The organism is Sulfitobacter sp. CB2047 (assembly GCF_000735125.2).
Classification (GTDB): Bacteria; Pseudomonadota; Alphaproteobacteria; order Rhodobacterales; family Rhodobacteraceae; genus Sulfitobacter; species Sulfitobacter pontiacus.
The window spans coordinates 683,894-708,028 of sequence record NZ_CP072613.1; the positions used below are offsets into that span (position 1 = coordinate 683,894).

General features: G+C 61.5%; 24 protein-coding genes. 13 read left to right on the top strand and 11 right to left on the bottom strand.

What is annotated here, in order from left to right:
• Positions 1 to 187: 187 nt before the first annotated feature.
• From IV89_RS03225 to rbfA, 7 genes are all read right to left on the bottom strand, one after another.
• Positions 188 to 661, bottom strand: a complete 474-nt coding sequence (locus tag IV89_RS03225; protein ID WP_037942783.1) for a GNAT family N-acetyltransferase — start codon at positions 659 to 661, stop codon at positions 188 to 190.
• 103 nt (positions 662 to 764) lie between these two features.
• Positions 765 to 1,034, bottom strand: coding sequence for a 30S ribosomal protein S15 (gene rpsO, locus IV89_RS03230; protein ID WP_005850267.1), 270 nt, complete (start codon positions 1,032 to 1,034; stop codon positions 765 to 767).
• A gap of 194 nt (positions 1,035 to 1,228) precedes the next feature.
• Positions 1,229 to 2,173, bottom strand: a complete 945-nt coding sequence (locus tag IV89_RS03235; RefSeq protein ID WP_037942786.1) for a calcium-binding protein — start codon at positions 2,171 to 2,173, stop codon at positions 1,229 to 1,231.
• Between the two features lie 105 nt (positions 2,174 to 2,278).
• On the bottom strand, positions 2,279 to 2,788 hold the full coding sequence (locus tag IV89_RS03240; RefSeq protein WP_037942789.1) for a DUF1643 domain-containing protein: 510 nt from the start codon (positions 2,786 to 2,788) through the stop codon (positions 2,279 to 2,281).
• Positions 2,785 to 3,702 (bottom strand): tRNA pseudouridine(55) synthase TruB, encoded by a 918-nt coding sequence (truB, locus tag IV89_RS03245; RefSeq protein WP_005850261.1) that lies wholly within the window; start codon positions 3,700 to 3,702, stop codon positions 2,785 to 2,787. Before truB ends, IV89_RS03240 begins: the two co-directional genes overlap by 4 nt.
• A 118-nt stretch (positions 3,703 to 3,820) precedes the next feature.
• Positions 3,821 to 4,567, bottom strand: a complete 747-nt coding sequence (locus IV89_RS03250; RefSeq protein ID WP_005850259.1) for a phosphodiester glycosidase family protein — start codon at positions 4,565 to 4,567, stop codon at positions 3,821 to 3,823.
• Positions 4,564 to 4,983, bottom strand: coding sequence for a 30S ribosome-binding factor RbfA (gene rbfA, locus IV89_RS03255; protein WP_037942790.1), 420 nt, complete (start codon positions 4,981 to 4,983; stop codon positions 4,564 to 4,566). The genes IV89_RS03250 and rbfA overlap by 4 nt, the downstream gene beginning before the upstream one ends.
• A 79-nt stretch (positions 4,984 to 5,062) precedes the next feature.
• On the opposite strand from rbfA, the gene dapB reads away from it, so the two are divergent.
• Both dapB and IV89_RS03265 read left to right on the top strand, forming a co-directional pair.
• Positions 5,063 to 5,878, top strand: a complete 816-nt coding sequence (gene dapB / locus IV89_RS03260; protein ID WP_037942791.1) for a 4-hydroxy-tetrahydrodipicolinate reductase — start codon at positions 5,063 to 5,065, stop codon at positions 5,876 to 5,878.
• A 90-nt stretch (positions 5,879 to 5,968) separates the two neighbouring features.
• Positions 5,969 to 6,325, top strand: a complete 357-nt coding sequence (locus IV89_RS03265) for a dihydrodipicolinate reductase (protein ID WP_235183737.1) — start codon at positions 5,969 to 5,971, stop codon at positions 6,323 to 6,325.
• A 101-nt stretch (positions 6,326 to 6,426) separates the two neighbouring features.
• Here IV89_RS03265 and IV89_RS03270 read toward each other — a convergent pair whose 3' ends face one another.
• The gene (locus IV89_RS03270; protein WP_197145971.1) at positions 6,427 to 6,600 is read right to left on the bottom strand and encodes a DUF1674 domain-containing protein; all 174 of its coding nucleotides are present in this window, start codon (positions 6,598 to 6,600) and stop codon (positions 6,427 to 6,429) included.
• 192 nt (positions 6,601 to 6,792) lie between these two features.
• Between IV89_RS03270 and IV89_RS03275 the strand changes: the two genes are divergently transcribed.
• The 7 genes from IV89_RS03275 to IV89_RS03305 all read left to right on the top strand — a co-directional run bounded on the left by IV89_RS03275 (position 6,793) and on the right by IV89_RS03305 (position 15,389).
• Positions 6,793 to 8,064, top strand: coding sequence for a transcription antitermination factor NusB (locus IV89_RS03275; protein WP_037942793.1), 1,272 nt, complete (start codon positions 6,793 to 6,795; stop codon positions 8,062 to 8,064).
• A 123-nt stretch (positions 8,065 to 8,187) separates the two neighbouring features.
• Positions 8,188 to 9,936, top strand: a complete 1,749-nt coding sequence (locus IV89_RS03280) for a heparinase II/III family protein (protein WP_037942797.1) — start codon at positions 8,188 to 8,190, stop codon at positions 9,934 to 9,936.
• A 17-nt stretch (positions 9,937 to 9,953) separates the two neighbouring features.
• A complete protein-coding gene (gene purH, locus IV89_RS03285) occupies positions 9,954 to 11,540 on the top strand; it encodes a bifunctional phosphoribosylaminoimidazolecarboxamide formyltransferase/IMP cyclohydrolase (RefSeq protein WP_037942799.1) in 1,587 nt (528 codons plus the stop codon).
• Between the two features lie 18 nt (positions 11,541 to 11,558).
• Positions 11,559 to 12,068 (top strand): signal peptidase II, encoded by a 510-nt coding sequence (gene lspA / locus IV89_RS03290; RefSeq protein WP_037942803.1) that lies wholly within the window; start codon positions 11,559 to 11,561, stop codon positions 12,066 to 12,068.
• Between the two features lie 62 nt (positions 12,069 to 12,130).
• Entirely contained in the window at positions 12,131 to 12,634 is a 504-nt protein-coding gene (locus tag IV89_RS03295) for a DUF3035 domain-containing protein (protein ID WP_037942805.1), read from the top strand.
• A gap of 92 nt (positions 12,635 to 12,726) precedes the next feature.
• Complete coding sequence (locus IV89_RS03300; RefSeq protein ID WP_037942806.1) at positions 12,727 to 14,070, top strand: pitrilysin family protein; 1,344 nt, start codon at positions 12,727 to 12,729, stop codon at positions 14,068 to 14,070.
• On the top strand, positions 14,067 to 15,389 hold the full coding sequence (locus IV89_RS03305; protein WP_037942807.1) for a pitrilysin family protein: 1,323 nt from the start codon (positions 14,067 to 14,069) through the stop codon (positions 15,387 to 15,389). The genes IV89_RS03300 and IV89_RS03305 overlap by 4 nt, the downstream gene beginning before the upstream one ends.
• Positions 15,390 to 15,469: 80 nt before the next feature.
• On the opposite strand, the gene IV89_RS03310 is transcribed toward IV89_RS03305, so the two are convergent.
• The 3 genes from IV89_RS03310 to uraH form a co-directional block, all read right to left on the bottom strand.
• Positions 15,470 to 17,809, bottom strand: coding sequence for an aldehyde dehydrogenase family protein (locus IV89_RS03310; protein ID WP_037942809.1), 2,340 nt, complete (start codon positions 17,807 to 17,809; stop codon positions 15,470 to 15,472).
• Positions 17,810 to 17,858: 49 nt separating this feature from the next.
• A complete protein-coding gene (deoC, locus tag IV89_RS03315; RefSeq protein WP_005850232.1) occupies positions 17,859 to 18,860 on the bottom strand; it encodes a deoxyribose-phosphate aldolase in 1,002 nt (333 codons plus the stop codon).
• A gap of 93 nt (positions 18,861 to 18,953) precedes the next feature.
• A complete protein-coding gene (gene uraH / locus IV89_RS03320; RefSeq protein WP_005850231.1) occupies positions 18,954 to 19,313 on the bottom strand; it encodes a hydroxyisourate hydrolase in 360 nt (119 codons plus the stop codon).
• 603 nt (positions 19,314 to 19,916) lie between these two features.
• Between uraH and puuE the strand changes: the two genes are divergently transcribed.
• Genes puuE through IV89_RS03340 form a run of 4 tightly spaced genes read left to right on the top strand, consistent with a single transcriptional unit; the run spans position 19,917 to position 24,131 of the window.
• Complete coding sequence (gene puuE, locus IV89_RS03325; RefSeq protein WP_037942812.1) at positions 19,917 to 21,329, top strand: allantoinase PuuE; 1,413 nt, start codon at positions 19,917 to 19,919, stop codon at positions 21,327 to 21,329.
• Positions 21,326 to 22,141, top strand: a complete 816-nt coding sequence (locus IV89_RS03330; protein WP_037942814.1) for a bifunctional allantoicase/(S)-ureidoglycine aminohydrolase — start codon at positions 21,326 to 21,328, stop codon at positions 22,139 to 22,141. Before puuE ends, IV89_RS03330 begins: the two co-directional genes overlap by 4 nt.
• Positions 22,138 to 22,629 carry an ureidoglycolate lyase gene (locus IV89_RS03335; RefSeq protein ID WP_037942816.1) on the top strand — a complete coding sequence of 164 codons (492 nt, stop codon included), beginning with the start codon at positions 22,138 to 22,140 and terminating at the stop codon, positions 22,627 to 22,629. The genes IV89_RS03330 and IV89_RS03335 overlap by 4 nt, the downstream gene beginning before the upstream one ends.
• A gap of 59 nt (positions 22,630 to 22,688) precedes the next feature.
• Positions 22,689 to 24,131 carry a nucleobase:cation symporter-2 family protein gene (locus IV89_RS03340; RefSeq protein ID WP_037942817.1) on the top strand — a complete coding sequence of 481 codons (1,443 nt, stop codon included), beginning with the start codon at positions 22,689 to 22,691 and terminating at the stop codon, positions 24,129 to 24,131.
• The last annotated feature ends 4 nt before the right edge of the window (positions 24,132 to 24,135 follow it).

Here is a 24,135-nt window from a genome sequence, read left to right on the forward strand (position 1 = left end):
GCCATTTGCGTAGAGGGCATATTCCCCCTGACTCCGGTATCTTCTTTGTCGGGCGCTGGAGTCCGGGCGCCGGCTTTCAGATTGTGCGGCCATACAGCAGTTTGCCTGCGATGGGAAGGGAAGCGTTGCCCCCTACACGCGGCCCTGCACGCCACAGATTGCAAGCCGCAGCAGAGCGGCAAGGGGGTCAGCCTGACAAGGTCTTGAACATCTTGTAGTTTTGCAAGGTGACCCCGCCTTTGGTGACGATATTGGGGGCCTCGACGGTCCAGCCCATACGCGTGAAAAACGGCTTTGCCTTTTCGCTGGCAAAGGTCCGAAGACGTCGCACGCCGAATGTGCGGGCACGGTCTTCGATGGCAAAATGGACAGTGCGCCCCACGCCCGTGCCCATATGATCGGGGTGCACAAAGGCCAGATCGATCAGCCCCTCGCGGTCAAGGGTCATGAAGCCCGCCATACGGTTGTCTATCTCGGCCACGATACCCGACACGGTATCAAACCGCCCTCGCCATGTGGCGGGTGCGGGGGCTTTACCGGCCCAAGCAATGCGTTGTTCGGCTGAATACACATCGGCGGTGCCCTGATGCACCGCGGCAAAGAAAAGCAGCGCGGCTGCGTCGGTATCTTGCGGGGTGAGGTCACGCAGGTTGATTGGCATAGACTCTCCTTTTGGCGCACATCACTAAAGCACAGGGGGAAACGAAAAAACCGCCCCCTGTTGCCAGGGCGCGGTTTTCATCGTTGTGGCGGTGCAGCGCTGGTTAGCGGCGCAGGCCCAAACGTTTGATCAGGTCCTGATAACGCGCGTCATCTTTACCTTTGACATAGTCCAGAAGCTTCCGGCGTGTCGCAACCATTTTCAAAAGGCCACGGCGACCGTGGTTGTCTTTCTTGTGGGTTTTGAAGTGCTCGGTCAGCGTTGCGATGCGCGAGGACAGAATGGCAACCTGTACTTCGGGCGAACCGGTGTCGCCTTCTTTGGTGCCGAATTCTTTCATGACGCGTGCTTTTTCTTCTTGCGTAATCGACATCGGGGTCTCCTTTTCGAAAGGTTAAAGTGATGGCACAGGCCGGGATGTCGTCCAGCACAGGCCCATGGAGTATCACCCGCTGACAGGAATCATCGGGCGATGGGGGCGTATAGGAAAGTTTCGCCCCCTTGGCAAAGGATTAATGCGTCGCGGGGCGCGTTGGCTTCTTTGCCCGTTGAGAGGGCATCGGCGGCTCAGCCGCGCGTTAGCCCCGCAGCGAGGGCCGAGCTGAGGGGGATAAGCGACAGGTCGCCCGGCATCAGCAACTGGTCCGACTGCACCATTGCCACAATCGCCCCGTCCATTGATATCAGATGGGTGTGCAGATCCTCCGGATCCGGTTCAACGGCCACCTTGGGCGCTGTCGCGGCTGCATCGCTGTCGTCCCAGACCAGCAGCAGACTGTCATCTTCTATGTCGAAACTGCGGATATCGACGATGCCATCGGGGCTGACCCAATCGCCAAGGATCACATCATCACGCCCTGCGCCCGGGGTCACCGTGTCGTTTGTTCCCGCAAGGATCACATCATCGCCGCCACCGCCATTCAGGTAATCCCCTTCGTCGATATCGGTGACGCGCGCATCCTGCCGGTCCGGATCGACGGTGCCGTCAATCGTATCGTTCCCCCATCCACCAAAGAGCGCGTCTTGCCCGCGCCCCCCAATCAGCAAGTCATCGCCCAAACCGCCCATCACGGCGTCATCCCCGCTCTCCCCGAAAAGCGTATCACCCCCGGCAGAGCCGTTTAGCGTATCGTGGCCCGCACCGCCCTGCAGGATGTCATCGTCATTATGGCCGGTAAGCCCATCCGCATCCTCGGCCCCTGCCAATAGATCATCGCCATCATTGCCATGCAGGTCATCGTTCCCCGCGCCGCCCCTCAATGTATCATCGCCACTGTCCCCAAAAACGGTGTCATCGCCATTCCGCGCCTCCACAAGGTCATCGTCGCCATCGCCCGCGATCTGATCGCTGCCGCCCGAGCCGATAATCAGGTCATCCCGGGGGGTGCCGGAGATCACATCGCCGGCCGGTGCATCTTCGTCGGTGGCTGTCTCCTCCTCCTCGACCCCGATGTCGATAAAGGCGGCGGCCCCGACGGTGATCAACCCCATTAATCCGGCAAGAAACAGCATGTGCAAACCCGACCCTATTGCCCGCATCACGCGGGGATACAGATGAAACGGCCCCAAAACCCAAGGCCGCATCAGCACCGTAGAATCAAGAAAGTTAAGCTTGCCCTAAAGGCCCCAGAAAATCGGTTCCTGAGCATAGCGGATATACAAAGGATGCTTGGGATGCCCGTCCTTGGACAGGCCCAAATGGTACACGGGCGTTTGGCTGCGCGACAGCAGTTCTTGCACCTGCGCACCCCGCCCAAGATGTGCGCCATGGGTGCCCCAAGCCGCGATCACCTGATCGGCCCACAAGATACCTTCGTTCAAAATCATATCGTTATCAGGGCCGACGGGGTCTTTGGCCTGACGCATCAACTTGGGGCTGGTTTCGCGCCAGGCAAAGATATTGGTGACCTGAACCCCCCCGAAGCCCAAGGCGCGGGCACGGCGCTCGCACCGCTCGACCGTTGGGTCGTTTTCAATTTCCGTCGCTTTTGACGGATTTAGCATGACGAACAGCACCCGCTCCGCCTCGGGGTGCCAGACGCGGGTCAGACTATAGCGGTAGTTTTCGCAGTCCGAATAGACAGCCGTCGACGGCGCATCGCCCTTGGTATGGCTGCGCGTGATCACGCAGAACCGGGCTGGTTGAACACACGCGACGGATGCAATTCGCCCGCCTTGAAACGCCCAACAGCAACGGCGCGGCCCTCAAACGACGCCCAGACCTCGTCGCCATATTCAACGTCATGGGCGATCACCATACCGGGGTTGCCGTTGCGCAGACGAGTGGCCCCTTCCGGCGTGGCTTTCACCTCTGGCAGGTCCTGCAACCCTTGCTCTAACGGCAGCAAATGCGCGTCCAAAGCGTCTGTGCGCGCCATCTCTTCGATCTGCGCCAGCGTCAGCCCTTCAGAGGCCTCGAACGGGCCCGACCAGATGCGGCGCAATTCGCGCACATGGCCCAGACACCCCAAGGCTTGTCCCAGATCGCGCGCAATCGACCGGACATAGCCGCCCTTGCCGCACACCATCTCCAACGTCACGTGGTCGGCATCGGGGCGGTCCACCAGCAGCAGCTGTTCGACAAAAAGCGGGCGGGCTGCCAGCTCCATCGTCTCACCGTCGCGCGCCAGTTTATAGGCGCGCTGGCCGTCGATCTTTACGGCGGAAAACTGCGGCGGCACCTGTTGGATATCACCGATAAACTTGCCCAAAGCATCCTTGATCGCGTCGTCATCGGGCCGCAGTTCCGAGGTTGCGATGACCTCGCCCTCGGCATCATCGGTATTTGTCGCGATCCCAAGGCGGACCGTGAACTCATAGGCTTTCATCGCGTCCGTGATAAAGGGAACCGTCTTGGTCGCCTCGCCAAGCGCGATTGCCAGAACGCCGGTGGCTTCGGGGTCAAGGGTGCCCGCATGGCCCGCCTTATTCGCGTTCAGCGCCCAACGGACCTTGTTCACCACGGTCGTAGAGGTCGGGCCAGCGGGCTTGTCCACCACCAACCACCCCGAAATATCCCGTCCCTTGCGCCTGCGTCCCATATCAAATGCCCTTAATTGATTTGCCCGCCTCCTATCAAAGGTCCGGCAAGATTGCCCAGAGACTCTGGCTTCCAAATGGTGAAAAATCCTCGCCGAAGGCAAGAAAACTCTTGTTGCGCTACGGCGCGTCGGGCTTCACGACGCCAATGATAGGGCCAAGCGCGCTAAAGCCCAAGTCATTGCGGCCCAGATCGGGTGCGCGCATCCTCGAGATATTGCCATCAAAATAAAGCGCATTTGGCAGCTTTAGGTGATCCCGGAACAGCAGCGCGAAATCATAGAAATTCACCGTCTCGTTCGAGATGGCAAAAACCGCGCGTTTGCCATCGGCGCTGGTACCGACGCCGTTGCGGATATAGCGCGAGGTGCCATCTTTCAGAAAGCGCGGATGCATCTTGCCATCGATCACCAACATCGGTCCCGATTGTGTGGCGCTGCGGCAGTCGGGGGCGTCGCGCAGAAAAGCTTTGGTTTCGATCACATCGGCACGCCCGTCGCGCAGGCAGAGCACGCCATTGGGCAGCAGGCCAAAGTTACCGGGGCCGTCGCTGCTGATCACCTGCTGATATTCTTTGCCGTTCTCAAGGTAATAGCCCACCGGCGCACGGGTATCGTGATACATGCCCGCGTTCATCGCAAAGCCCAGCTGTGCGCCGCGCTTTTTCAACGCAGTATTCAATGTGTTGAAATACCCATGCGGTTTGCCGTCCGCATCGTAAAGGAACAGCTCAAGCCGGTCCTGCGTCAGGTCGACGTGGCACAGGGTATAGCCGGTGCCGTTGTAGGTCAGGGTTTCGCAGGTTTCGGCTTGGACGGGCGCGGCGGCCCAGCCCATGAAGCCAAGCGCGGCCCAGAACCGTTTCACGTGTCTTCCGATCCGCGGTCGGGGGCGTCAGCATCGCGGCGCACCACGTCCTGCGCCAGCATCCGGCGCGTTTCGTCCATACGGTCGAATGTTTCGTCCAATTGGAACCGCAGGTCCGGCGCATATTTCAGGACCAGCTTCTTCGCCATCAACCGGCGGAGCTCGCCCTTGTTGCGCGCCAGCAGCTTAAGCACGTCTTCCTGACCGTCTCCGCCCAAAGGCAGCACATAGGCCGTCGCGATCTTCAGGTCGGGGGAGGCGCGTACTTCGCCCACGGTGATCGACATCCGGTTCAGTTCAGGGTCGTGGACATCGCCACGCGCCAGAACATCCGATAGGGCGCGACGAATGGTTTCGCCTACGCGAAGCTGCCGTTGCGACGGGCCTGAGCCCTCATGAAACTTGTTCTTTGCCATGCGCTTCATCTAAGGGTTCGCTGAGGTTTTGCCAAGCAGATCACCACGCGCTAAACCGGAACCGAATAAGGAGCATAACATGAGCGATACACCCGGCATAGTGATTACAGGGGCTTCGGGCCGCATGGGCCAGATGTTGATTGGGCAGGTTTCTGCCAGCGACAGGGTGCATCTGGCGGGTGCGGTCGAACGTGCCGGACATGCGTGGGTCGGTCAGGATATCGGTGTTGCTATGGGCGGCACTGCTGTTGGCGTGATCGTGACCGATAACGCGGCAGAGGCGATGCAAGACGCGCAGGCCGTCATTGATTTCACCGCTCCGGAAGCGACACTCGCCTTCGCCAAGATCGCGGCTGACGCGGGTGTGGTTCATGTTATCGGTACCACCGGTATGACCGACGCGCAGATCGGCGCGCTGGACGGACCTTCAAAGCAGACGGTGATCGTGCGGGCGGGCAACATGAGCCTGGGCGTTAACCTTTTGACCCAGTTGACCAAACGTGTCGCAGCCGCGCTTGATGAAGACTTTGATATCGAGGTGATAGAGGCGCATCACAACCAGAAGGTCGACGCGCCGTCGGGCACTGCGCTGATGCTGGGCGAAGCCGCCGCGGAAGGGCGCGGCGTCGCGCTGGCGGATGTCTCTGACCGCGGGCGTGACGGGATCACCGGCGCGCGCAAGCGGGGTGACATCGGGTTCACAGCGATCCGCGGGGGCGACATTGTGGGCGAACATGACGTTATGTTCGCCGCCGCGGGCGAGCGAATCATACTGCGCCACATCGCGTCGGATCGCGCGGTTTTCGCGCGCGGTGCCATCAAAGCTGCCGTTTGGGGGCAGGGCAAACCTGCCGGAGCCTATGATATGCTGGATGTTCTGGGCCTGAACGACTGACGCCACCCGCCGCCCTGTCGCTTAACCGTGGTGAAACTATCTTAACCTCTGGCCCGTATGTTCATGGGAACAATCTGGTTGGAGGGTGTGATGAAAAAACTGACGTTACTGACCTGCGCGGCGTTCTTTGCGCTGACCGGGGCCGCTTGGGCAGAATTCCAGAAACTGGACAGCCAGCGCGATTTCGTTTCGGTGGTGGAAGGTAAAACACTGACCCGCCCGCTGGTCGAATTGCGCGTCACCGAAAGCGGCGGCATATCGGGTACAGGTGCCGTGTGGGACGTGTCGGGCCAATGGGTCTGGAAGGGCGGGTATTTCTGCCGAAGCCTGATCTGGGGCGATGACGACCTTGGCTACAATTGTCAGGAAGTCGCTGTAAACGGTGGGAAAATCCGCTTTACCTCGGATAAGGGGGCAGGGCAGTCAGCGGTCTTTTCGTTGAAGTAGCCTCGCCCATGTGCAAGCGCCACAGGGCGCTTGGCCGTAATCTCGATCTGCGCGACGCATTGTCAGCGCATGGGGGATTCAGCGCATAGGGGGCACGTGTCTTAAAAATCGACAGCGATGCCCTTTTTCTCCCAATCGCCATAGCGGACAGGTTCTGGTCCGTCGCGACCACCAAGCTCTGTCGGCAGGTCCAGTGCCTGCGCGGCCTTGCGGCGTTCGGCGGCCTCCGCCAGCGCGCGTTGCGCGGCGGCGGGAAGCTCTTGTACCATCGGCATCGGGTCGGGCGTGGGTTCTGGCGGAATATCCGGCCCGGGCTCCGGCATGGGTGTCGGATCATGGGGTGGGCTTGGCATGGGGCGTTTGCCGGCTTCGGTCATACTCTCATCCTCTTGAGGCCACTGTCCCCTTGATATACGCCGGAACCAAGCCCAGACAACCCGGGCACCCCAAAGAAGAAAGCTTATCGCATGTCAGACACCGGCGTTCAGGCCCGCAGAAGTGCGGTGTACCTTTTGGATATGATCCTGGGGGAAGAACGTCTGATGTCAGAGCTCTTGTCGGCGGGGGCGTTGGACAAGCTGCCCCCCGATGACCGCGCACGGGCGCAGCGTCTGGCGATGGATACCCTGCGCGGAATGGAACGCGCCGACCGTCTGTTGCAGAAACACCTGTCGAAATACCCGCCGCTGACCGTGCGCAACGCGCTGCGCGTCGGCACGGTCGAGCTGTGTCAGGGCGGCGCTGCCCACGGCGTGGTGAATGCGATGGTCGAACTGGTGGCAACGCATAAAAGACTCGGGCACCTCAAGGGGCTGACCAATGCCGTTTTGCGCAAAATCGCCGCCGACGGCCCAGAGGCATGGGAGGCCTTGCGCGCGCCGCGCTTGCCAAAATGGCTGCGGGGTCCGCTGACCGAAGCCTGGGGGCCCGACGCGATGACGGGTATCGAAGCCGCGCATTTCGCAGGTGCGCCGCTGGATCTGACCGCGAAACGAGATCCTGAAAGTTTGGCCGCGGCCGTGGGGGGCTCTGTCTTGCCCACAGGTTCGGTGCGCGTCGCCGATGCGGGGCAGGTCACCACCATGCCCGGTTTTGCCGAGGGCGATTGGTGGGTGCAGGACGCCGCCGCGGCGCTGCCCGTTAAAATCCTTGCGCCACAAAAAGGCGAGGCCGTGCTCGACCTTTGCGCCGCGCCCGGGGGCAAAACCATGCAGCTTGCCGCCGCAGGTGCGCAGGTGACGGCGGTCGATAACTCCAAGCAGCGGATGCAGCGGGTTCGGGAAAACCTTGCACGGGTGCATCTGCCGGCCAAAGTCGTTGTCGTCGATGCGCGCCGGTTCGAGGGGACGTTTGACGCGATTCTGCTGGATGCGCCTTGCTCTGCTACGGGCACGATCCGTCGTCACCCCGATCTGCCCCACGCCAAGGATGGGTCCGAATTCGGTGATCTGATCGAGCTGCAGTCGGAAATGATCGACCATGCGTGGTCCCTGCTCAACCCCGGGGGACGCTTGATTTTCTGCACTTGCTCCCTGCTGCCCGACGAAGGCGAAGTGCAGGTCGACGAGGCGTTGGAACGTCATGCGGATATGCGCGTGGACCGCGACGCTTTGGCTGTGCCCGGTGTTGATCCCGCGTGGACAACCCAAGAGGGCGGCCTGCGTTTGCGCCCCGATTACTGGCCTGAACTGGGTGGCATGGACGGGTTTTACATCGCCTGCCTGCGCAAGGACGCCTAAAGGGTTGACCTGACGCGGGCGGATTTGCGTCGCCCGCAAAAACCCGTGTCAAAATGCGGTGACTCAGGTGGCAACAGCGGCTAACATCCGCAAAACGCCAGCAGAGCGTACAAGGGCAGCCGCATGACAAGTACCAGCTTCAATGCGCGAAAAACGCGTTTTCTAAACCGGTGGCACGCCCGTGCCGCGACCAAAACGCGTACCCAAGCGAGGGGATTCGTTTCCTCTCCCGAACCGCGCACCATCGGGTCTTTTGCGCGGGGCAGGCAGCTGATCGCGGGCAACCTCCTGTTTTCCGGCAGTCTGATCGAAGCGCCGGACGCGTCAAGCCTGTGGGAAGTCGCCACGCCGGATCAGGACTTCGCGCGTGATCTGCACGGTTTCGCCTGGATGGATGATCTGGCTGCGGTTGGCGACGTGCGGGCCCGCGGCACGGCGCAGCGTTGGCTTTGGGGCTGGATCGACCATTACGGCAAGGGCCGAGGCATCGGCTGGACCCCTGATCTGACCGGCCGGCGGCTGATCCGCTGGATCAACCACGCGCTGTTTGTACTGCGTGGCACCTCGCAAGACGAAAGCGATGTCTTCTATCGCTCGTTGGTCGAACAAACGGATTTCCTGTCGCGTCGCTGGCATGCCGCAGCCCCGGGATTGCCGCGGTTCGAGGCGCTGACCGGGTTGATCTACGCCGGTCTTTCGCTTGAGGGGCAAGAGTCGCGCGCCGATCCTGCGATCAAGGCACTGGCCCGCGAATGCGAGGCGCAGATCGATGCGCAGGGCGGCCTGCCCACCCGCAACCCCGAAGAGCTGTTGCACGCATTTACCCTTCTGACATGGGCCGCCGCCGCGCTAAGCGATGCGGGACGCGGCACGCCAACTGCGCATATGGAGGCGATCGAACGCATCGCGCCCACCCTGCGCACCCTGCGGCATTCCGACGGCGGGCTGGCGCGGTTCCATGGCGGCGGGCGCGGGGCCGAAGGCTGGCTGGATCACGCGCTGGCCACGGCGAAGATCAAGACGCGCCAGCCGGACGGGCTGTCGATGGGGTATGCGCGCCTGTCCGCAGGGCGCACCAGTGTGATCGTCGACGCCAGCCCGCCCCCCGGCGGGGCCGCATCGTTCAATGCCCATGCCTCTACGCTTGCGTTCGAACTGACCAGCGGGCGGCGGCCTTTGGTCGTGAACTGCGGGCCGGGCGATTCATTTGGCGCTGATTGGCGGCGGGCCGGGCGTGCGACACCGTCGCATTCCGGCCTGTCGCTTGGCGGCTATTCCAGCGCGCGTCTGGCGGAGCCCGACCGGCACACGGGTGCCGAGGCTTTGATCGAATGCCCGACCTATGTGCCCGTCGAAATCGGCTCCGTCGGGGATGGCACCCAGTTTCAGGGCGCGCATAATGGCTATGTCGCGGGCTTTGGCCTGACCCATGCCCGCAGCCTAGAACTGACCCACGACGGTCGCGGCCTCGCGGGGGAGGACATGCTGCTCGCGATAGAGCCTGCTGAAAAGCGTGTCTTTGATCGGGAAATGGATGCGGTGAAGCTTGCCGGTATCCCGTTCGAGATTCGTTTCCACCTGCACCCGGATGTGGATGCCACCGTCGATCTGGGCGGGGCAGCAATTTCCATGGCTCAGAAAAGCGGCGAGATCTGGGTGTTCCGTCATGATGGGACGCATAAACTGTCATTGGAACCAAGCGTTTACCTTGAGCGCAACCGGCTGAAACCCCGCGCGTCGGTGCAAATTCTGCTCAGCGGGCGGGTCGTCGACTATGCCAGCAGGGTCAGGTGGTCCTTGTCCAAAGCGCAGGAAACTGCGATTGGCGTGCGAGATTTATCGCTCGACGATCCATATGATGACCAAGACTGACCAAAGGAACCTCCCCGATGCCTGATCTTCACCCCGTCTCCCGCGCGCTTCTTTCCGTATCTGACAAGACCGGTCTGGTCGAGCTGGGGCAGGCGCTCGCGGCGCATGGGGTCGAATTGCTGAGCACCGGCGGCACCGCCAAGGCGCTGCGCGACGCAGGTCTGACGGTGAAAGATGTGTCCGAGGTCACCGGCTTCCCCGAGATGATGGACGGGCGGGTCAAGACGCTGCACCCCGTCGTGCACGGTGGGTTGCTGGCGCTGCGTGACAATGACGAACATGTCGCGGCGATGGACAAACATGACATTGGCGCGATCGATCTGGTTGTGGTGAACCTGTATCCCTTTGAAGAAACCGTCGCCAAAGGGGCGGAATATGCCGAGGTGATCGAGAATATCGATATCGGTGGCCCTGCGATGATCCGTTCTGCCGCGAAGAACCACGGTTTTGTGAATGTGATCGTCGATGTCGAAGACTACACGACAGTGATCAACGAACTGTCCGAGAATAACGGGCAGACCACCTATGCGCTGCGCCAGCGTTTGGCGCAGACGGCCTATGCCCGCACGGCGGCCTATGACACGGCTGTCAGCACATGGATGGCCGCGCAGGTCGGGGACACCCCGCGTCGTCGTACCGTGGGCGGCACGCTGGCGCAGACCTTGCGCTACGGTGAGAACCCCCACCAGCAAGCGGCCTTCTACACCGATGGCTCGGCACGTCCCGGTGTTGCTACGGCGACCCAGCATCAGGGTAAAGAACTGTCGTATAACAATATCAACGACACCGATGCCGCCTTTGAACTAGTCAGCGAATTCGATCCGGCCAAAGGGCCTGCCTGTGCGATCATCAAGCACGCCAACCCCTGCGGCGTGGCGCAAGGCACGTCGATGGTGGATGCCTATACCCGCGCGTTCGACTGCGACCGCACCAGTGCCTTTGGCGGGATTATCGCGCTGAACCAGACGCTTGACGCCGAAACCGCCGAGGCGATCAGCGCGATCTTTACCGAGGTCGTGATCGCGCCGAACGCTACACCCGAAGCGATGGAGATTTTTGGCAAGAAGAAGAACCTGCGCTTGCTGACCACCAACGGTCTGGCCGATCCGGCACAGGCGGCGTTGTCGTTCCGTCAGGTGTCGGGGGGCTATCTGGTGCAGGACAAAGACGTTGGCCGCATCACCATGGATGACCTGAAGGTCGTGACAAAGCGCCAGCCGTCCGATCAAGAGCTGTCGGACCTGATGTTCGCCTGGACCGTCGCGAAACACGTAAAATCCAACGCGATCATCTACGTCAAGGATGGCGCGACCGTGGGCGTCGGTGCCGGCCAGATGAGCCGCGTCGACAGCACGCGTATCGCCGCACGCAAAGCGCAGGATATGGCCGAAGCCATGGGCTTGTCCGCACCGCTGACGCAGGGCTCTGTCGTCGCTTCCGATGCGTTCTTCCCCTTTGCTGACGGGTTGATCACTGCCGCAGAAGCAGGGGCGACGGCGCTTATTCAGCCCGGCGGGTCGATGCGGGATGACGAAGTGATCGCAGCAGCGGATGAGGCCGGGCTTGCCATGGTCTTTACCGGCATGCGCCACTTCCGCCACTAACCACGGAAAGCGGTCGTTATGCGTACTATTTTTTGGGCCGGTTTTGCGGCGTTTCTTGCGGATCAGCTTAGCAAGTATCTTGTCGTGCATACGATGGAGCTTAGCCGTATCCGGTCCATCGACGTATTGCCGCCGCTGATCAACTTTCGCTACGGCGAGAACCGCGGGATCAACTTTGGCCTTTTCGGTGATGGGTCCGACGCAAGTCGTTGGATCCTCATCGGGCTGGCCTTTGCAATCTGCGTGGGCGTGCTGATCTGGGCAAGCCGCCAAACCATGAGCCTTTGGGCCAATATCAGCGCAGGTCTGCTGATCGGGGGGGCGTTGGCCAATGTGGTTGATCGCCTGATCTACGGCTATGTGCTTGATTTCTTGAACATGTCTTGTTGCGGTATCAATAATCCTTTCGTGTTCAACATCGCCGATGTCTTCATTTTTGCGGGCGCTTTGGGGCTGATTTACTTTACCGGCGACACCAAAAAACCGGCGAAAGCCACACCGAAAAAGGCCCAGAAAAAAGGCCAGTGACAATTACCGCGTGACTGCGATATTGGTACAAAGACCTTAACAAGTCCTTAAGGAGATCCGTCATGCGCTTTGTCGCCGCTCTTGTCTTGCTACCGCTTGCCCTTGGGGCCTGCGGCAACACTGGCCTGCGGGACATTCGCAGCGCTGCGAAAGGGCCTGACGAATTCATGGTCCAGCCCTCCAAACCCCTGCAGCAGCCTGACAGCTATAACGCGCTGCCCGTGCCAACGCCGGGGCAGGCGAACCTGACGGACCGCAACGCGATTGCCGAAGGGGTTCTGGCCTTTGGCGGCACACCGCAAAGCAATACGACAGGCATACCCGCCTCGGATGCCGCGCTGGTGCAACAGGCCAGCCGCATGGGCGTGTCGGCGAACATCCGTCAGGAACTTGCCGAAACCGATGCTGCGTTCCGCAAGCGCAAGGCGCGGTTCACGCAGATCAAGATCGTGCCGACAGATCGCTACGACCAAGCCTACAAACGCCAGATCCTGGATGCCCCCCGCGAGGCCGCGCGCTGGCGTCGGGCCGGTGCACGCACGCCCTCCGCCCCTCCGGCAGAGTGACGCTGGCTGAATTACAATTCTGTTAGGTCCCTTGATCACCCCGTTGGGTGGCGTAAGTAAGAGGTCTCAGGACCCTGCTCAAAGGACCGACCATGATCAGATTACCGGCCCTCGGGGCCCTATTGGCGCTTGCGCTGCCCACCACAGCCGCGCTTGCGCGTGACAACGAAGACGTCACGCATTTCACCTTGGATAACGGGATGGAGGTCGTGGTCGTCGAAGACCACCGCGCCCCCGCTGTGCAGCAGATGGTGTGGTACCGCGCTGGCTCGGCGGACGAACCCAAAGGGTCGTCGGGCGTGGCGCATTTTCTGGAACACCTGCTTTTCAAAGCCACCGACAAGATGGAGTCGGGCGAGTTTTCAGCCACGGTTGCCAAGAATGGCGGGCGCGATAACGCCTTCACCAGTTATGATTATACCGCCTATTTTCAACGGGTTGCGGCAGACAGGCTTGAGCTGATGATGCAGATGGAATCCGACCGGATGAAAAACATCCGCCTGACACCGGAAAACATCGCGACCGAACGGGATGTGATCATCGAAGAGCGCAACCAGCGCACCGAAAATGACCCGAGCGCGCTGTTCCGTGAACAGCTGAACGCCGCGCAATACCTCAACCACCGCTACGGCACGCCGATCATCGGATGGATGCACGAGATGCGCGCGCTGGACCTGCAGGATGCGCTGGATTTCTACAAGCTGTATTACTCCCCCAACAACGCGATCCTTGTCGTGTCTGGGGATGTAGAGCCTGAAAACGTTCGCACCCTGGCAGAACAGTATTACGGCAAGATCCCCGCCAATCCGGATCTGCCCGACCGATCGCGGACGCAAGAGCCGCCACAGACCGCCGAACGTCGCCTGATCTTTCGCGATGACCGCGTTGCACAGGAATACGTCAGCCGGTCCTATCTGGCGCAGGAGCGGGATCCCGGCGACCAGAAAACCGCAGCGGCCCTGACCATATTGGCCGAACTGCTGGGCGGTGGCACCACATCCTATTTCGCCGAAAAACTGCAGTTTGACGCGCCTGTCGCGACCTATTCAGCGGCGTTCTATAGTGGCCAATCGCTGGACGATACGACTTTTAACCTTGTCGTTGTGCCGCAACCGGGCCTGTCCCTGCAGGACGCCGAAGATGCCATGGACGCCGCCATCGCGGGTTTCATGAAAGACGGGGTGGATGCCGAGCAACTTGAACGGATCAAGCAACAGGTCCGTGCCGAACAGATCTATGCCCGCGATAACGCCGACAGCGTCGCCAACCGCTATGGCAGCGCCCTTGCCATCGGGTTGACGGTGCAGGACGTGCAGGATTGGCCGGATGTGCTTGAGGCCGTGACAGCCGAAGACATCATGCAGGCCGCCAAAGATGTGTTTAACCGCGAAGCCTCTGTCACAGGGTGGCTGATGCGCGAAGAGGTGACGGAATGAGACTGTTTTACGCAATCGTCCTGACGGTTCTGGCCGCGCTGCCCGCCCGTGCCGAGGTGGACATCCAAGAGGTGACGTCCCCCGGTGGCATCACCGCGTGGCTGGTAGAGGAACATTCGATCCCCTTCGTCGCACTTGATGTGCGCTTTCGCGGCGGTGCATCGCTGGATGCCCCCGAAAAACGCGGCGCAATCAACCTGATGACGGGCCTGCTGGAAGAGGGGGCCGGTGACATGGGCGCACGCGATTTCGCCCGTGCCGCCGAAGGGCTGGCCAGCAGCTTTCGGTTCAGCGTGGATGACGATGCGCTCTCCGTATCCTCGCGCTTTCTCACCGAAAATCAGGACGCGTCGATCGCGCTGTTGAAACAGGCGTTGCAGACGCCCCGGTTTGACCCGGATGCGATTGAACGGGTGCGCGGGCAGGTGCTTTCGGGGATCCGCTCCAGCGCGAAAGACCCGAACGATATCGCGCGCAAAAAGATGGACGAGCTGCTGTATGGCGATCACCCCTACGGCTCGCCGCTCAGCGGGACCGAAGAAACGGTGACCGCTCTGACACGCGATGACCTTGTCGCGGCACATAAGGATGTGCTGGCGCGCGACCGTATCTTCATCGGTGCGGTGGGGGACATCACGCCAGAAGAGCTGGGCCTGATGCTTGACGAACTGTTGGGCGATCTGCCCGAAACCGGTGCACCGCTGCCCCCACAGGCCGAGGTCGCTATCCCGTCGGGCACCACGGTCGTCGATTTCCCGACGCCCCAATCTGTCGCGATTTTTGCGCAAAAGGGCATTTCCCAGAAGGACGATGATTTCTTTGCCGCGACCGTGTTGAACCAAGTGCTTGGCGGTGGATCGTTTGAAAGCCGTCTGATGACCGAAGTGCGCGAGAAACGCGGGCTGACCTATGGCGTCTATTCCTATCTGGTGCCGATGGATCTGGCTGAAACATGGCAAGGATCGGTCAGTTCGGCGAACGACCGGATCGGGCAGGCGATGGATGTGATCAAGGACGAATGGGCCAAAGCCGCGGCCGAGGGCGTAACTCAGCAAGAGTTGGACGATGCCAAGACCTATATCACAGGCTCCTACCCGCTGCGTTTTGACGGCAACCAGACCATCGCGAGCATCCTTGTGGGGATGCAGATGATCGACCTGCCCATCGACTATATCGCCACGCGCAACGACAAGGTCGAAGCGGTGACGCTGGACGATGTGAAACGTGTTGCCGGCGACCTGCTGGACCCTGACGGGCTGGCCTTTGTTGTTGTCGGCCAACCCGAAGGGATCGAGGCCACGGCGCAGGAAAGCGACTGACCGCGGCCTCCAACCAAGACCGGACACAAAAAAAACGGGCGCTTCTCAGCGCCCGTTTTTCGTTTCAGGACATCGCCAGGTTACTCGCCGTAAGGGATCCAGATATTCTTGACCTCGGTCGCGGCGTGCAAGAACGCTTTGCCTTCACCCTCTGCGCCGTCCCAGTCGCGGGCCATACCGTTGTTGACCCAGGTGCGCTTCAGGTTTTGCGCGCTGGCCCGCTCGACGGTTTCGCTTTGCGCCTTGTCGCCAAAGCTCCAGACCGCATCCACGTCCATATGCCGCGCCAGTGTTTCGGCGATGTCCTTCTGCGGGCCGGTCAAGATATTCACCACACCCGCCGGCACGTCAGAGGTTTCAAGCACCTGCACGAAATCCGTCGCAGCAAGCGGGAAGGGGCCGCTGGCGGACAAGATGATCCGGTTCCCCATCGCAATCGCCGGCGCCATGCAAGAGATCAGCCCCAGCAAGGGTGCCTCCGCCGGGCAAAGCGCGCCGATCACGCCCACAGGTTCCTTCATGGCAAGCGCCACGCCGCGGATCGGTACGCCATGCACCTGCCCATCATATTTGTCGGCCCAGGCCGCGTAGGTGAACAGACGTTTGACCGCGAGATCGACCTCGGATTTACCGGTTTTAGCGCCCTGCATCGCATCCAGACGCCGTGCGAATTCATCCCCGCGTGCCGCCAGATTTTCAGCGATATAATAGAGGATCTGCGCGCGCAGATGACCTGTGGTCTTGCGCCACCCCTTTGCGGCATGAGCCGCTTCCACGGCATTGCGCACATCCTTGCGCGACGCGAGCGAGACATGGCCCAGCAGATCGCCGGACTTGCCCCAGACCGGAGCGGAATAGCCGCTGTCAGGGCGGCTTTGCTTGCCGCCGATATAAAGCTTGGCCGTCCGGTCAATCGGGTCCGCTGGCGTGCCGCTGCCGGAAAAGGCCGTGATCTCTTTCAAAGGTTTTTGCGTGGTTTTCGGACGGGTATAGGCCGCCAGCCCTTCCCAGCCACCTTCGCGGCCAAAGCCGCTTTCGCGCACACCGCCAAAGCCCGCCGCCGCATCCATCATATTGGTGCCGTTCACCCAGACGATGCCCGATACCAGTTTGGGCGCGATATCCAGCGCGAGGTTGATATTCTCGGACCAGACCGTCGCCGCCAGCCCGTAGCGGGTGTTATTGGCCAGCTCGACCGCCTCGGCAGGGGTGCGGAAAGTGGTGGATACCAGCACGGGGCCAAAGATCTCGTCCTGCATCAAGGGATCGGCAGGGTTCATGCCGGTGATCAATGTGGGCGGATAATAGCATCCGGTCGCGGGGATATCGCCCGCGGTAAACACCTCGCCACTGGTGTTGGCGGCGACCATTTCGGTCACGCGCTGCACCTGAACGGGGTCCACCAGCGCGCCCACATCCACGGATTTGTCCAGCGGATCACCGACCCGCAGCTTCGCCATCCGCGCCCGCAGCTTGGCATAGAGCCGATCCGCCACGGGCTCGTGCACCAGCAGGCGCGAGCCTGCACAGCAGACCTGCCCCTGATTGAACCAGATCGCATCCACCAACCCCTCGACGGCTGAATCCAGATCTGCATCGTCGAAAACGATATAGGGCGACTTGCCCCCCAGCTCGAGCGTCAGCGCCTTGCCGCTTCCGGCGGTCGCCTCGCGGATGCGCCGCCCGACAGGGGTCGATCCGGTAAAGGCGATCTTGTCTACCTCAGCCTGCACGATCATCTCGCCCACGGCGCCGTCACCGGTGACAATATTGACGACACCCTTGGGCAAGCCCGCCTGCACACAGATATCGGCAAACAGCAGCGCGGTCAGCGACGTATACTCCGCCGGTTTCAATACCACCGTATTCCCCATCGCCAAAGCAGGGGCCACCTTCCACGCCAGCATCAGCAGCGGGAAGTTCCACGGGATGATCTGCCCGCATACGCCAAGCGCGTCTGCGTCGGGTAGCTCGGACTCCATCAGCTGGGCCATGCCCGCGTGGTAATAGAAATGCCGCTGCGCCAAGGGCACATCCACATCGCGCGCCTCGCGGATGGGTTTGCCGTTGTCCAGCGTTTCCAGCACGGCGAACAACCGGCTGTGTTTCTGCAGCAACCGCGCCAGCGCATAAAGGAACCGCGCCCGTCCGTGACCGCCCAGCTTGGCCCATTTGGGCTGTGCCTTGCGCGCCGCGGCAACCGCGGTGTCGACCTCTGCCTGGCTGGCCTGCGTCAACGTTGCCAGCACATTGCCATTGGCGGGGTTGCGGCTTTCGAAATCATCCCGCGCCTCGGTGAACGCGCCGTCGATGAAATGCCCGAAACGGCTGCCCTGATCGACCAGCCACGCCAGTGCGTCAGCGGCATTTTCCGGTGCCGTCCCATAGTCCATGGTTTCATAGATTTCGGACACGCTCATGGGTTCACCCTTTTCAAAATACTCAAATCCGACATTGGTTTCACGCGGCTCAGCTGATGGCGTGACGATGGCTTGCGGAATAGCTGCCCGACACATGGTGGTCGAGCTGTCGTTCGATGTCGCCCAACAGCGACGAGGCCCCGAAACGGAAGAGGTCGGGCTGCAACCAGCGGTCGCCCAATTCCTCTTTCATCATGGCCAGATAGACCAGCGCGTCCTTTGCCTTCGATATCCCGCCCGCGGGCTTGTAGCCAACGCGGAAGCCGGTGCGGTCGAAATAGTCGCGGATCGCGCGGATCATCACGAGGGTCACGGGCAGGGTCGCATTAACGCTTTCCTTACCGGTGGAGGTCTTGATGAAGTCAGCACCCGCCATCATGCAGATCAGCGAGGCACGCGCGACATTGCGCAGGCTGCCCAACTCTCCGGTCGCGAGGATCGCCTTGACATGCGCATCGCCACAAGCGGCGCGGAAGGCACGCATTTCATCATACAGCGCCTGCCAGTCGCCTGACAGCACATGGCGGCGCGAAATAACGATGTCGATCTCGGCGGCTCCGGCGGCGACGCTCATCTCGATCTCGCGCAGACGCAGCTCGAACGGGGAGAGACCGGCGGGAAATCCTGTAGAAACGGCGGCAATCGGGATGCCGGTGCCCTGCAGTGCTGCTTTGGCGGGGGCGATCATCTCGTGGTAGACACAGACCGCGCCCACGGTGATCTGCGACATGCCAAGCGCGTCCAGCAGCGCGGGCGCAATCGGTTGACGTGCCTTCGCACAAAGCCGCTCGACACGGCGGGCGGTATCATCCCCTGACAGCGTGGTCAGGTCGATGCAGCTGACGGCGCGCAGCAGCCACGCGGCCTGATACTCTTTCTTCACGGAACGGCGCGCGGGCAAACCCGCGGCGCGGCGCTCTACCGCAGAGGAGTTCACTTGCACGGCGCGCACCCAATCCATATCCAGCGGCATCCCCGGATTGCGGGGTTCCGTCACCTGTGGCAGGTGGCTTTGGGCCAGTTCGGTCGGGTCATATACATGCGTGGACATGGGCGCTTTCCTGTCTGATCAGACAGGCAATGTGCCACGGGGCAACGGCGCAATGCAAGCATCGCGCCCTCACGTCACATCCGCCAGCGGCGTTCAGCTGCCGCGATAGGTTGAATAGCCGAACGGCGATAGCAAAAGCGGCACGTGATAATGCGCATCCGCATCCGAAATGCCAAAGCGCAGGGGGATCTGGTCCAGGAAACGCGGTGCTTCGGGCTCCGCTCCGATGGCATCAAGATAGGCCCCGGCTTCGAACACCAGCTCGTAGGTGCCAGCCGCAAACTGGCCCTTGGGCAAGATCGGGGTGTCGGTGCGACCGTCAGCATTGGTGGTCATCTGCACCAGCTTCATGCGGTTGGCCCCCTCGATCCGGTAAAGCGTGATTTCCAACCCGCCTGCGGGGCGGCCGCGTGCGGTGTCCAGAACATGCGTCGTCAAATAGCCGTTTGCCATGGGTGGGGTCTTTCCTGATCCGTTGGACCCTTACGATAGGCGGGTGTCGGGCTAGGTCAATGGCGGATCTGCAGTCGGCTTTCTGGGCGCGCCAGCGCTGAAAGAGGCGGTGATTCGGGCGATGGCGAAAAATAATTCGCCTACCGAATCGTTTTTGCTTGAGCCGCGAATCATCCTGCGCCTATATGGTACACAACATTCAATCGGAGGTGTTGCCTGCCAGCGACCCATACAATCCGAGTATGTATTCTGGGGGACAGAATTCTTATGATCGGGCAAGTCGCACGTGGTGCGACGATCATTGGGCAGGGGCCGACAGGACTCGTGTTGCATAGCGCAGCAAGAGCGGCCCCTTCCACTCACTTTCCCGCCCGATATGCCCCCCGTATGTGTTTGAGTTTCAGGCCGGCCAGCGCCTTAGAACTTTCGCTATAAGAGAGCAGGGCCACTCGAGCCGATCTGGCAGCCGGCCGACCTTTCGGGAAGGGTTGGCTGGCTGTACATTGCGAAAAATCAGTGCCAGAAAACCGTTGGTTGACTAAAACAACGGCCCGCAGCGCGCGGTTTCCCCGAGCGCGCAGGCGCTGACCAAAGGACGATCCCATGACACGCTACCCTCGTGATTTTCACGGCTACGGCCCCACACCGCCTGATGCACAATGGCCGGGCGGCGCGCGGATCGCGGTGCAATTCGTGCTGAACTATGAAGAAGGCGGCGAGAACTGTCTGCTTCACGGGGATGCCGCGTCAGAGGCCTTCTTGTCCGAGATCGTCGGGGCCGCCCCTTGGCCGGGGCAACGTCACTGGAACATGGAATCCATCTATGACTACGGCGCGCGGGCGGGCTTTTGGCGGTTGCACCGCCTGTTCACCGGAGCGGATATCCCTGTTACCGTTTATGGCGTCGCCACCGCCTTGGCGCGGTCCCCGCAGCAGGTAGAGGCGATGACCCAGGCCGATTGGGAAATCGCAAGCCACGGGCTGAAATGGATCGACTACAAGGATCACACCGCCGAGGTTGAAAGCGCCGATATGGACGAGGCGATCCGCCTGCACCGCGAGGTCGTCGGCACAGCGCCGCGTGGCTGGTACACGGGGCGCAGCTCTGTGAACACGGTCGCGCTGGCGGCAGAGACGGGGGCCTTCGACTATATCTCGGATACATACGACGATGATCTGCCCTATTGGATGCAGGTAGCAGGGCGCGATCAACTGATCATCCCCTATACTCTTGATTGCAACGATATGCGCTTTGCCACGCCGCAGGGCTTTAATTCGGGCGATCAGTTCTATGCCTATCTGCGCGATACCTTCGATGCGCTTTATGCCGAAGGCAGCGCCGGGCAGGCCAAGATGATGTCGGTCGGGCTGCATTGCCGTCTGATCGGGCGGCCCGGACGGATACAGGCGCTGAAACGCTTTATCGACTACATCAAAGGGTTCGAAGGCGTCTGGACGCCGCGCCGCATCGACATCGCAGAGCATTGGCGTGACACCCATCCGCCTCAGCCGCGCCTGCGTCTGGACCAGATGGACCGCGCCAGCTTTGTCGCGAAATTCGGCGGGGTGTTCGAACATTCAGCGTGGATCGCCGAACGCGCGTATGATCTTGAACTTGGGCCCGCGCATAGCTCTGTCGCGGGGATACACAATGCTTTGGCGCGGATGTTCCGGTCGGCGACGCGGGCGGAACGCTTGGGCGTGCTAACCGCGCACCCCGATCTGGCGGGCAAGCTGGCGGCGGCCAAGCGGCTGACGGCTGAAAGCACGCAAGAACAAGCCAGCGCCGGGCTGGACGCCTTGACCGATGCCGAGCGTACGCGCTTCGAGACGTTGAACAGCCAATACGTCGCGAAACACGGGTTTCCCTTTATCATCGCGGTGAAGGATCACGACAAGGACGGCATCCTGCGCCAGTTCGAGACCCGCATCGCCAACGCAACCGAAGATGAATTTACCACCGCATGCGCACAGGTCGAACGGATCGCACGGCTGCGGCTGGAGGATATGCTATGACCTATGCCTTCCCCCCCGGCGGTCTGCCGGACCAGACTGTCTCTCCTGAAAGCACGGCTGTGTTCACCGACGCCTACGCGGTGATCCCTGCCTCGGTGCAGCGGGACATCGTCACCAGCTTGCTGCCCGGATGGGTGAACACACGCGCTTGGGTGCTGGCGCGGCCGCTGACCGGATTTGCCGAAACCTTCGCGCAATACGCGGTAGAGCTTGCCCCCAAGGGGGGCAGCGACACACCCGAACCGGACGCGCAGGCGCAAGCGGTCTTGTTCGTGGCCACAGGCCGCGCGCGGTTGACGCTGGACGGGCAGGGGTATGATCTTGTGGCAGGGTCTTACGCCTATATTCCCCCTGCGGCCAAATGGACGCTTTGGAACACCGGCGATACGCCTTGCGGCTTGCACTGGGTGCGCAAGCGCTATGTGCCTGTAGACGGCTTGGACGCGCCGGAGGCATTCGTGACCCATGACAACGAAGTCGCGCCGATTGCCATGCCCGATACCGATGGCGCTTGGGCGACCCAGCGTTTCGCGGACCCAAACGATCTACGCCACGACATGCACGTCAATATCGTGACCTTCCAACCGGGCGGGCGCATCCCTTTCGCAGAGACCCATGTGATGGAGCACGGGCTTTACGTCATTCAGGGCACGGCGGATTATTTGCTGAACCGCGACTGGGTGCCGGTTGAAGCGGGCGATTTCATGTGGCTGCGTGCTTTCTGTCCGCAGGCCTGTATCGCAACGGGGCAAGAACCCTTCCGCTATCTGCTGTATAAGGATGTGAACCGCCACATGCCGCTGTCGCTATGAGCCCGCGCGAGATCACCGTTCAGCCCCTGACCGCAGATGCCTTCGCCCCTTTCGGTGAAGTGCTGGACGCCTCGGGCGCGCCGGACCGGATCATCAACGCGGGGCTGTGTGGGCGGCACCATGATCTGGCAAAGCTGGATTTCGGGCCCGACGGTCGCGCGGGCATCAGCATCTTTAACGCGCAGGCCCGTCGTCTGCCGTACCAGTTGGACCTGCTTGAACGGCACCCCGAAGGGTCTCAAGCCTTCCTGCCACTGACGGGCGCGCCGTTTCTTGTGATCGTGGCACCTGACGAGGGCGATACCCCCGGCACACCGCTGGCGTTCTTGACGGCACCGCATCAAGGCGTGAACTTTCACCGCGGGACATGGCACGGCGTGCTTACCCCTTTGGCAGAGCCCGGGCTTTTCGCCGTGGTGGACCGCATCGCCACCAGCCCCAACCTTGACGAATACCCGCTGGACCCGCCTTATGTGATCAAGGGGTAAACCCCGCAGATAATCGGACCGCACAAATAGCGGCCAGTGATCAACAAGGGACATTTGATATGACACGCCACGCCATCGGCACGCTGGAACAACTGCGCGACCCCAATTACATGCCGCCGCTGTATCGCGCTATTCCTCTGGGTGTTCAGCACGTGCTGGCGATGTTCGTGTCCAATGTCACCCCCGCCATCATCATCGCGGGCGCGGCGGGCTTTGGGTTCGGGTCGAATTCGCCCGACTTTCCCGAACTGCTGTACCTGATCCAGATGTCGATGCTGTTTGCCGGTGTCGCGACGCTGCTGCAAACGCTGACTCTGGGGCCTGTCGGGGCAGGGCTGCCGATTGTGCAGGGCACGTCTTTCGCGTTCATCCCCATCATGATCCCTCTGGTGGCGGGCAAGGGTGTGGACGGGCTTGCCGCGCTGTTCGGAGGCGTTGTGATCGGCGGCATGTTCCACGCCTTTCTGGGGCTGTTCATCGGCAAGATCCGATTTGCGCTGCCGCCGCTTGTCACGGGGCTGGTGGTCACGATGATCGGTCTGGCGCTGGTCAAGGTGGGGATCCAATACGCTGCCGGTGGTGTGCCCGCGATTGGCACGCCTGCCTATGGCAGCCTGCTGAACTGGTCGGCCGCGCTGGTGGTGATCTTTGTCACATTGGGGATCAAGTTTTTCACCCGCGGAATGCTGTCGATCTCGGCTGTGCTGATCGGCTTGATCGTGGGGTATATCTATGCGCTGGCCGTGGGGATGCTCAGCTTTGGCGACATCAGCGGGTCGTGGTCACGCTCTGCCGCCTTTGCGCTGCCCAATCCGCTGAAATACGGGTTCGAGTTTTCGGCAGCGGCGATCATCGGCTTTTGTCTGATGGCGTTTATCTCGGCGATTGAAACCGTGGGTGACGTCGCCGGGATCACAAAGGGCGGCGCGGGCCGTGAGGCGGCCGACCGCGAAATCCAGGGCGCGACCTATGCCGACGGGATCGGGTCTGCCGTCGCCGGTCTTTTTGGGGGGCTGCCCAACACATCCTTCAGCCAGAACGTCGGCCTGATCGCCATGACAGGCGTGATGAGCCGCCACGTCGTCACCGTCGGCGCGCTGTTCCTGATCCTCTGCGGGCTGGTCCCCAAGGTCGGCGGCGTGATCCGCACCATCCCGATCGAGGTCTTGGGCGGAGGGGTTATCGTGATGTTCGGCATGGTCGTGGCCGCCGGCATGTCGATGTTGTCCGACGTGGACTGGAACCGCCGCAATATGGTGATCTTTGCCATCTCGATCTCGATCGGTCTGGGGCTTCAGCTGGAACCCGGCGCGGTGCAACACCTGCCCGACACGGCCAAGATCCTGCTGACCAGCGGTCTGCTTCCCGCGGCGCTGATTGCTATTGTACTGAACCTGCTTCTGCCCGAAGAACTGGCAGAGGAATCAACCGAGGAAGTCTCGGGCGGGTTGTCGGGCAGTTCCAAGGGTAAACTGCCGCATACACCCAAGACGCTACACTAAGGAG